Below are 10044 nucleotides of genomic sequence, written 5' to 3' on the forward strand. Positions count from 1 at the left end.
AATCCAATGCGAAAGACCGCCCGGCCTTCTTCCCGAAGGCGCTCTACCGGGGCCGTGCCCGCATCGAGCAGTGCTTCGGAAAGCTGAAGCGATTCAAGCGCGTCGCCCTGCGCTGCGAGAAGACCGAGTGCGGCTTCGCCGCCATCGTCGCCCTCGCCCTGAGCTTCATCCTCATCAAATCCGTCCACACCGCCTAGACAAATGGCGGTTCTGGACGCTGATTGACATTCTTGCTCATCATGGGTTACGTCCCTCTCGGAAAGTCGACGCGCCAATTGGACCGGCCGGTGCGCGACGACTTTTGTCCCGGCCTTGCAATGGGAAGGAAGAGTCTATGCGGGGGATCATCCTGGCGGGCGGCTCGGGAACGCGGCTTTATCCGGTCACTTTGGCTGTGTCGAAACAACTTATGCCGATCTATGACAAGCCGATGGTCTACTATCCGCTGACCACTTTGATGCTGGCGGGGATCAAAGAGATCTTGATCATCACCACGCCCCATGACCGCGAGGCGTTCGAGCGGCTGCTGGGAGACGGGAGCCAGTGGGGCATCTCGCTGACCTATGCGGTGCAGCCGAGCCCGGACGGGCTGGCCCAGGCCTTTATCATCGGCGCGGACTTCGTGGCCGGCCGCTCCTCGGCGCTGATCCTCGGCGACAATATCTATTACGGCCACGGTCTGCCGGAGCTGCTGCGCGGCGGGGAGGAGATCGAGACCGGCGCGACGGTGTTCGCTTATCACGTCACCGACCCGGAGCGGTACGGCGTGGTGGAGTTCGACGCCGACATGCGGGCGGTTTCCATCGAGGAGAAGCCGGCCGTGCCCAAGAGCAACTGGGCCGTCACCGGGCTCTATTTCTACGACAAGCAGGTTGTGGATATCGCCGCCAACCTGAAGCCCTCGCCCCGCGGCGAGTTGGAGATCACTGACGTCAACGGGATCTATCTGGAGCGCGGCCTACTCTCCGTGGAGGTCATGGGCCGTGGCTATGCCTGGCTCGATACGGGCAACCCGGACAGCCTCTTGGATGCAGCCAATTTCGTCGCCACCCTTGAGAAGCGTCAGGGCTTCAAGATCGCCTGCCCGGAAGAGGTGGCCTACCGCATGGGCTTCATCGACGCTGCTCAGTTGGAAAAGCTTGCCGGCGCCCTTGGCAAGAGCGCCTATGGTCAGTATCTAAAGCGGCTGGTGCCGCCCAATGGCCCGGCCTTTGTGGCTGGTGCAAGGGGCTCGGCCGCCTGAAGCGTGGATCTTCCGAAGCCTTTTGGCCGGGCCCACGCGGGCGCCATCTTGAAGTATATTGTCTCAGGGGCTGATAAGGCGCGATGGTGCGGAGCGCAACGCTCTGAACCGCGCCGGGTTTGTCGGAGGCTCCAACTCCTGAGAAGGTGGAGCCATGACGAGCAAGACGACGAACAAGTTCTCGCCTGAGGTGCGATCCCGTGCGGTGCGGATGGTGCTGGACCATGAGGCCGAGCATCCGTCCCGTTGGGCGGCGATCATGTCGATTTCGGGCAAGATCGGCTGCACGGCGCAGACGCTGAACGAGTGGGTCAAGAAGGCCGAGATCGACAGCGGCCGCAAGCCCGGCCTAACGACGGACATGGCGGCCAAGCTCAAGGCTCTTGAGCGCGAGAACCGGGAGCTTCGACAGGCGAACGAGATCCTGCGCAAGGCGTCGGCGTATTTTGCCCAGGCAGAGCTCGACCGCCCGTTCAAGCGATGATCGCTTTCATCGACGATCACCGTAGAGCCTATGGGGTCGAGCCGATCTGCAGAGTGATCCTCCCCCGTTTTGGTGGACACCCATGCTAGCTTTGGCGAGCTTCACAGGAGTGTTCGATGGGCGCACGGCGTCGGGTGTTTCCAGAGGCGTTCAAGCGGGAGGCGGTTGAACGGGTCACGGCCAGCGGCCTTTCCACCGCACAGGTGGCTCAGGAACTGGGGCTGCACGAGACGGTGCTGCGCCGGTGGGTGAGAGACGTCGCCCCCCAGGCGAGGGGGCCGGCGCGGCGCCCGATCCCGCAGGCGGCGGCCCCCTCGCCGGCCGACCTTGCTGCCGAGAACGCCCGGCTCAGGCGGGAGAATGAACGCCTGCGGATGGAGCGCGACATCTTAAAAAAAGCCGCGCTCATCTTCGGAGCGGCCTCCCGATGAAGTTCGGGTTCGTCGATGAGCATCGCGCTGTGTGGCCGGTTCGCGTGATGTGCGCGGCCCTCGGGCTGTCGGCCAGCGGCTATTATGCCTGGCGCGCCCGGCCGGAGAGCTTGCGCGCGCAGACCAACCGGGCGCTCACCGACGACATCCGGCTGATCCACGCGGAGAGCAGCGGGACCTATGGCGCGCCCCGGATCCATGCGGTCCTAAGGGGGCACGGTCGGCGCGTGGGCCGGTCCCGGATCGAGCGGCTCATGCGCCGCGCCGGCATCCGGGGCCTGGCCGCCGTGCCAAGGCGCACGCGGACGACCGACAGCCGCCATTCCTATCCGATCGCTCCCAACCGGCTCGCCCGCAACTTCATGACCCTGGCCCCGAACCAGGTCTGGCTGGCGGACCTCACTTACATCCCCACAGGCGAAGGCTGGCTCTACCTTGCCGGCGTGCTCGACATGCACACCCGCAAGCTGGTCGGCTGGTCCATGCGCGAGACATTGCACACACAGATCGCGCTGGAAGCCCTCGCCATGGCCATCGAGCGCCAGCGGCCGGCACCCGGCGCAGCCTCCACCGTCACGCCCTGATGACCATGATCGCCTATGCCTTCCTCCAGCACCGCCACCTGGAGCAGGCCGTGGGAGAAAAAAGCCTGCGGCGGGGTCCCCCACGACCGACCTTGCCTCAGCTTCGCAGAGCCCTCATCAGGGCATTCTCCTGGGCATCACTTGCCCAACATGCCCCACTGCCGAAGGACAATCTGGAGACCACCAATCTGATTCTGCCAAAGTAGTGCTAACGATACCTCTTAACCCATAAACCAACCCAAGAACCGCACCACATTGCCGTCTAACTTTCATGAAAGACCTTGACAAGGAAATGACATCTTGTCAAGATTTTGCGTAGGGGATTGCGGCGGCGCTCAAATGAGCTACAGTAACGTCACAACGTAAAATTGTTTTTTCTTTGCCCCAATCGGGTCTCATGAGGTCAGGATGAGCGCCAATCGCGTCTCGGATATCAGACCGGTAGCATTTCCTTCTGCGCTCATGGGAGGCCAGGAGAATGCCTCTACTCGGCCGGTTCTGAGCATCATCGCTCCCCACCTCAACCAGCCCGAATATCTGGCCGCCTTTCTACAATCTCTCTACAGTCAATTTGACATGGATGATGTCGAAGTGATTGTGGTCGATAACGGCTCGCGCGAAGACCCGGCCACCGTGGTCGCGTCTTGGCCGCAGGTGAACCTGACCTCCGAATTGGAGCCGGGGCCGGGGCCTGCGCGCAACCGCGGTGTGGCGCTGTCCCATGCACCGATCCTGGCCTTCACCGATGCCGACGTGCTGTTCGACAAGAACTGGAAGGCGCGACTGCTGAAGCGGTTCGAAGATCCTGCGACCAAGGTCATCGGCGGCGGCGTCCAGATTTTCCCCCTCGACCCGGAAAATCCCAGCCCGGCCGAGGCGTATGAACAAGTATATGCCTTCCCGCAGCAAAAATACATCGAAAAACAGAACTTCTCGGTGTCCGCCAACCTCGCCATGCTGCGCGAGGTGTTCGATGCGGTAGGCCCATTCGTCGGCATCTCGGTCGCCGAGGATGCCGAGTGGGGCCAGCGCGCGACGAAGGCGGGCTACCCGGCCGTCTATGCCCCCGAAGTCCTGGTCCACCACCCCGCGCGGCCGACGATGACGGCTTTGAAACGCAAATGGGATCGCAACATCAGCCACCAATACGAGGTCCAGGGGACCAGCCCTGTCAGCAAGGTGAGGTGGCTGGTCAAGGCCGGTGCGCTCCTGGTCTCTCCCGTGTTCAACATCTTGCTGCTGGCCACTACCCCGCGATTGAAACACCCCCGTGACCGCTGGAGAGCGTTCCGCGCGCTGTTGGAGCTGCGGGCATATCGCGCACGCAAAATGATCTCGACCCTCCTGCGCGACCGGTCCCGCTATGCTAGTATGCGGTGGAATCGTGACTGAGCGTGTCTCAGCGCCGGGCCGTTGGTGATCGCGCTGCGCCGGAGCGCCACGCAAGATCGATCAGGCTTCCGACGAGAGCCGGGATGGGCGGATGAAGCGGATTTCCCTCGGCAAAACAGGCATTGAGACATCGGCTCTCGGGTTTGGTTGCGCTTCGCTCGGCTCCCGCGTCTCGGCTAAAGACGGGCTACGGGCAATGGCGGCTGCGCATGACCGCGGGTTGGCGTGGTTCGATCTCGCGCCTGCTTACGGCCGAGGCGTCGCCGAGGAGATCGCGGCGGAATTCTTTCGCGGCCGGCGCGACCAAGTGGGGCTCTGCACCAAGGTGGGCCTCGCCCCGCCGAAGAGCACCGGCGGGATCAAGGGCATGGTCACCCGCCGCCTGATCCACGTCGCACGGCAGATGGTCGGTACCGTACCGGGCTTGCGCGAGAAGCTGCGCAAGTCGGGGATGCAGACCAACCAGAAGCAACCTTTGACCCCCGAGCTGCTGCGGGAGTCACTCGAAGGAAGCCTGCGCCGGCTGGGAACCGACTACGTCGACCTTTACGCGCTGCACAATGCCACCGTGGAAGAGATCGCGCGCGACGACATCCTGCGAGCGCTGGAGGACATCCTCACATCCGGCAAGGCCCGCGCCGTGGCTGTGGCCTCAGGCACGGACGTGGCGGCCGCCTGCATCGCGCGCGGCGCGCCGTTCGGGGCGGCGCAATTCGCCCTGCCCGCGCCGGACACACCGTCTCCTTCAGCGCTATTCGACGCCGGCCGCGCGGCGGGCATGGGCACGCTGGCCCATTCGGTGATGGGCGTGGACGGAGTGCTGGCCGACATTTCCCGGCGGATGGAGACGAATGCTAATCTTCGCGGGGCTGTCGCCGCTCTTGGGGGCGACCCTGCTAGCGCGCTCGGACGGGTGCTGGTCGCACGCGCGCTGACCTTGAACCCCGATGGGGTGGTACTGGTCTCCATGTTCTCCGATCGCAGCCTTGCCGCCAACGTCGGCACGGTCGAAGCGATGGGCGACCCTGCCCTTGCGGCCGCCGTCACTGCCATTGAGAAGCTGGGCCCGGCCGGCACCGCAGCGGCTGGAGCCAAAGTCGAATGCCCATCGCGCGGATAGCGTATTGGCCCCGTGGGTCCATTCATGACCGTCGCAGCGTAACGCCATTTCCTCACGACGTTTCGTCGATCCCGCTGCGTCGTGCCAGTTTCATAACATGAGATGATAGTTACAGAACATATGTCTTCTTTGCGCGCATCGTCTTGGTGCGACCTGGGCAGCAGGAGCGGACCTTCCTGGATTGAGCGAGCGGCGAATCCGTTTCTTCCTGCCAAGAATTGGCAGGAAGTGTGCCTCCGGCGAGGTCCGCCGAGCTGACGGAGGATGGAGAGCAAGTATTAGATTTATTAATAGAAGTGTCCCGTATTACGTGTAGACTCGCTTCGAGGGAAAGGGTTCACAGTGGCCAACTAAGCGGCACGTCGCCGCAAGGCTTGGGCAGATCGTTGATATTCCTCAGAACGGCTCCAGGCTAATGACCAACAGGAATATCGATGCCATGGCCTCGGTGGAGCTTGATCGAACCCACTAACTGTGCCCATATGCTCGACACTAAGTGCACGCTCTGTAACGGTGATGGAGAAGATCCGCGATGTCGAGCGCCAAGGTCGCCCTTATCACTGGCATTACCGGACAGGACGGCTCCTATCTTGCGGAATTCCTGCTGGATAAAGGCTATGAGGTGCATGGTATCAAGCGCCGTGCCTCATTGTTCAACACCCAGCGCGTGGATCACATCTTTCAGGATCCGCACATCGACAATGCCCGCTTTAAGTTACATTACGGCGACCTGACCGACAGCTCCAATCTGACCCGTATTCTCTCTGAGGTGCGTCCGAACGAAGTCTATAATCTGGGCGCTCAAAGTCATGTGGCCGTCAGCTTTGAGGCGCCGGAATATACTGCGGACGTGGATGCCATCGGCACGCTGCGACTTCTCGAGGCGATCCGGTTCCTCGGACTAGAAAAGGTGACCCGCTTCTACCAAGCCTCCACGTCGGAACTCTTCGGTCTCGTCCAGGAAATCCCACAACGGGAGACGACGCCCTTCTATCCCCGCTCGCCCTATGCGGTGGCGAAACTCTACGCCTACTGGATCACGGTGAACTATCGTGAAGCCTATGGCATCTATGCCTGCAACGGGATCCTGTTCAATCATGAAAGCCCCCGGCGCGGCGAAACCTTCGTCACCCGCAAGGTGACCCGGGGCCTGACCAATATTGCCCAAGGGCTGGAAAGCTGCCTCTACATGGGCAACATCGACAGCCTTCGCGATTGGGGCCATGCCAGGGACTATGTCCGCATGCAATGGCTCATGCTGCAACAGGACGAGCCCGAAGACTTTGTGATCGCAACCGGACAACAATATACGGTGCGCGAATTCATTACTTGGTCGGCAGCAGAACTTGGGATCACTCTAGAGTTTACCGATTCCGGAGTGGACGAGGTCGCGACCGTGAAAGCCGTGACCGGCGACAAGGCCCCTGCGGTGAAGGCAGGCGACGTGATGATCCGCATCGATCCGCGCTATTTCCGTCCGACCGAGGTGGACACGCTGCTGGGCGATCCGACCAGGGCCAAAGAGAAGCTGGGTTGGGTGCCGGAAACCACGGTGCAGGAGATGTGCGCCGAGATGGTGGCCGAAGACCTCAAGGTGGCGCAACGCCTTGCCCTGCTCCGCCACCACGGATATGAAACCCCGGTTTCAAGCAGCATTTGAGACGAACGATGCCGGTCGGAAGAGTTCTCATCACTGGCGGGCGAGGCATGGTCGGCCGCAACCTCCAGGAACATCTTCTGGCCGCGCAATGGGAAGTTCTCGCACCTTCGAGCGCTGATCTTGACTTGCGCGACTATCAGGCCGTCGCGGATTATGTCGCAGCGGTACGACCTGATCTTGTGATCCATGGGGCAGGCCGGGTCGGAGGAATTCAGGCCAACATCGCCCACCCGGTCGCCTTCCTGGAAGAGAATCTTGCCATCGGGCGCAATATCATCATGGGCGCGCGGCAAGCCGGGGTGCGGCATTTCCTCAATCTCGGCTCGACCTGCATCTATCCTGCGGGCCACGATGATCCGCTCACGGAAGACATGATCCTGACCGGAGCATTGGAGCCGACCAACGAAGGCTATGCGATCGCCAAGATCGCGGCGCTCCGGCTCTGCCAATATATCCGGCGCGAGGATGCGGGGGCCCAGTATAAAACTCTGATTCCCTGCAACCTCTATGGTCCGTACGACAAGTTCGATCCCGCCCACTCCCACCTCGTTCCAGCAGTGATCCACAAGGTTGCCGAAGCCAAGCGGCTGGGTCTTGACGAGGTTGAGATCTGGGGCGACGGAACGGCGCGTCGCGAGTTCCTTTATGCCGGGGATCTGGCCGATGCGGTCTGGCGGGCGGCGGCCGATATGGAGAAACTGCCCGACGTGATGAATGTCGGTCTCGGCCAGGACCACTCCATCAACGAGTATTACGCGGCCACGGCCGAGGTCGTGGGTTGGCAAGGCCGGTTCACCCATGACCTGTCGCGGCCGGTCGGTATGAAGCGCAAGCTGTCGTCAGTCGCTCGGCTTGAGGCCTGGGGCTGGCAGGCACCGACAAACCTGAAAGACGGCATTGCCCAAACCTATTCCTTTTATCTCAAAAAGGCTGGATCATGAGCTTCCGCTTCCCTCTTGCAACGTCGTCCTGGGATGAGACGGAATATGCCGCCATCCAGCGCGTTATCGCGTCGGACCGCTACAGCATGGGCGTGGAGGTCGCCGAATTCGAAGGCCGCTTCGCTGCCCATTTCGGCAGCCGCTTCGCCGTCATGTCGAATTCCGGCTCCTCGGCCAACCTGCTGATGGTGGCGGCTCTGTTCTTCACCAAGAATCCGGCGTTGAAACTGGAGCGCGGCGATGAGGTCATCGTCCCCGCGGTGTCTTGGAGCACCACGTATTTTCCGCTGTGCCAATACGGGATGCACGTCAAATTCGTCGACATCGACCCGCTGACGCTGAACTACGACCTCGGCGCGCTGCAGGACGCCGTCACCGACCGCACCCGCGCGATCATGGTGGTGAATCTCTTGGGCAATCCCAATGACTTCGACGCCATCACCCGGATCACGTCCGGGCGCAATATCGTGGTGATCGAGGACAATTGCGAATCCATGGGCGCGACCTTCGCCAAGCGACCGACCGGGACGTTCGGGGCGATGGGAAGCTTCTCCTGCTTCTTCTCGCACCACATCTCGACCATGGAAGGCGGGGTGACCCTGACCGACGACGAAGAGCTTTATCATATCATGCTTGCGTTGCGCGCCCATGGCTGGACGCGCAACCTCCCGAAGGAGAATCTGGTCACCGGCACCAAGAGTGACGATCCCTTCGAGGAGAGCTTCCGTTTTGTCCTGCCGGGTTACAACCTGCGGCCATTGGAGATGTCGGGAGCGCTCGGGATCGAGCAGTTGAAGAAGCTGCCGGAGCTGATCGCTGGGCGCCGGGCGAACGGCACGCTGCTGCAGGAAAAGCTCGGCAACCACCCCTTGTTCACCATCCAGCACGAGATCGGTGAAAGCAGCTGGTTCGGTTTCAGCCTCGTCCTGCGCCGCGAAGCCGGGGTCGACCGCAAGACTATGGTGCAGCGGTTGACCGAAGCAGGCTTTGAATGCCGCCCCATCGTGGCCGGGAACTTCACCAAGAATAACGTGTTGCAATATTTCGATCACGAGATCCACGGCACGCTGCCGAACGCGGACCACATCGACAGCCACGGACTGTTCGTCGGAAATCACCATTATCCGATTCCCGATGCGATCGAGGCCCTTGCCGCGATGTGATCCCGTCGCCGGCAGTCCGGGACCTGCGCGAGCAAACCGCATGGGCCGATCTCGGCACGCTGGTGGACATCGCCCGCCATGGGGAGCGATGTCCAAAGAACGGCGTCCGCATAATCGGGAGCGACGGACGCCAGGCCATTTAGATGTTTAGTCCCGGCATTTGGTGGGTTGGATTGAGCGTGAAATTTTCGGGCTCGATCGTCCAACGTTTGCAGATGAACTCGTAGGGCGTGAGACCCTTCAGGGTCTTGAGGCGCCGGGCGAAGCTGTAAGCGGCGATGAAGCTTTCGAGGTGGGCTCGGAGTTGATCGTGGCCGTCATAGTGGAAGCGCTTGACGGTCGCCTCCTTGATGGTGCGCACCATGTCGGCGGTGCCTTTCTCGTCCGGCTTTTCTCTTTTTGGAACGGCCTTATGGTGAACCCATCCGGGACGCGGGGCACCGGGAGCACGAAGGTGTGGGCAGACCGCCGATAGACGTTGGGCCGAGAGCCCGAGCTCGTTACATGGCCGCCCCTTGCGACTTGCCCGGATGCGCCGCGAGCGCGGATCAGTAGGTGTCGTGTCGCCCGCCAGCTCCCGTTTTGACGAGCAACGCTCGGAAGGGAGGAGGCATGCGCATCATCGGACTGGACATTCACCGCGCCTTCGCTGAGGCGGTGGCCTGGGAAGACGGCAAACTCAAGCGGCTGGGACGCGTCGAATGCGACGCGAACTCCTGAATGCGTTCGCCGCGACGCTGATGACGGAGGATGTGGTGGTGGTCGAGGCGACCGGCAACGCGGCGGCGGTCGCGGCGGTAATGACGCCACACGTGAAGAAGGTGGTGATCGCGAACCCCAAGCAGGTGCGGGTGATTGCGTACGCGAAGACAAGACCGACACGATCGACGCCGGCGTCCGGGAGTGTCAGGAATTTCGTGTGGGGGCGGTCATGATGGACCTTATGGAGGTTCCCGATGGCCCGACGCAAAGCCCCCCGTATTCCTGACGCGCTTCTGGACCAACTTCTGGCCGGCGCCGATCCCA

The 10044-nt window shown here is 62.1% G+C and carries 7 protein-coding genes, 4 pseudogenes and 1 other annotated feature; of the genes and pseudogenes, 10 read left to right on the forward strand and 1 reads right to left on the reverse strand.

The annotated features are described in order from the left end of the window. The 9 genes and pseudogenes from K9U41_RS19450 to K9U41_RS19490 form a co-directional block, all read left to right on the forward strand. The coding region (locus K9U41_RS19450) for a transposase (RefSeq protein WP_282642515.1) at positions 1-197 on the forward strand (197 nt) is incomplete at its 5' end. 137 nt (positions 198-334) lie between these two features. Continuing rightward, entirely contained in the window at positions 335-1243 is a 909-nt protein-coding gene (gene rfbA, locus K9U41_RS19455; RefSeq protein WP_282642516.1) for a glucose-1-phosphate thymidylyltransferase RfbA, read from the forward strand. Between the two features lie 154 nt (positions 1244-1397). Continuing rightward, positions 1398-1786: pseudogene (locus K9U41_RS19460) on the forward strand (transposase); the annotation flags it as partial. Further along, positions 1682-1788 (forward strand) — a sequence feature (AL1L pseudoknot). Its footprint overlaps the pseudogene before it by 105 nt. Before the next feature lie 55 nt (positions 1789-1843). Continuing rightward, positions 1844-2718: pseudogene (locus tag K9U41_RS19465) on the forward strand (IS3 family transposase); the annotation flags it as partial. Between the two features lie 432 nt (positions 2719-3150). Next, entirely contained in the window at positions 3151-4134 is a 984-nt protein-coding gene (locus K9U41_RS19470; protein WP_282642517.1) for a glycosyltransferase, read from the forward strand. A 91-nt stretch (positions 4135-4225) separates the two neighbouring features. Next, positions 4226-5254 (forward strand): aldo/keto reductase, encoded by a 1029-nt coding sequence (locus tag K9U41_RS19475; protein ID WP_282642518.1) that lies wholly within the window; start codon positions 4226-4228, stop codon positions 5252-5254. A 532-nt stretch (positions 5255-5786) separates the two neighbouring features. Next, positions 5787-6914 (forward strand): GDP-mannose 4,6-dehydratase, encoded by a 1128-nt coding sequence (gene gmd / locus K9U41_RS19480; RefSeq protein WP_282642519.1) that lies wholly within the window; start codon positions 5787-5789, stop codon positions 6912-6914. An 8-nt stretch (positions 6915-6922) separates the two neighbouring features. Next, on the forward strand, positions 6923-7855 hold the full coding sequence (locus K9U41_RS19485; RefSeq protein WP_282642520.1) for a GDP-L-fucose synthase family protein: 933 nt from the start codon (positions 6923-6925) through the stop codon (positions 7853-7855). Then, positions 7852-9018, forward strand: coding sequence for a DegT/DnrJ/EryC1/StrS family aminotransferase (locus tag K9U41_RS19490; protein ID WP_282642521.1), 1167 nt, complete (start codon positions 7852-7854; stop codon positions 9016-9018). Before K9U41_RS19485 ends, K9U41_RS19490 begins: the two co-directional genes overlap by 4 nt. A gap of 139 nt (positions 9019-9157) precedes the next feature. Here K9U41_RS19490 and K9U41_RS19495 read toward each other — a convergent pair. Next, positions 9158-9382 (reverse strand): annotated as a pseudogene (locus K9U41_RS19495) (IS481 family transposase); the annotation flags it as partial. Between the two features lie 248 nt (positions 9383-9630). On the opposite strand from K9U41_RS19495, the pseudogene K9U41_RS19500 reads away from it, so the two are divergent. Beyond that, a pseudogene (locus K9U41_RS19500) lies at positions 9631-9916 on the forward strand (IS110 family transposase); the annotation flags it as partial. Positions 9917-10044: the final 128 nt, after the last annotated feature.

Source organism: Xanthobacter autotrophicus (assembly GCF_029991245.1).
In the GTDB taxonomy this organism is placed as follows: domain Bacteria; phylum Pseudomonadota; class Alphaproteobacteria; order Rhizobiales; family Xanthobacteraceae; genus Xanthobacter; species Xanthobacter autotrophicus_C.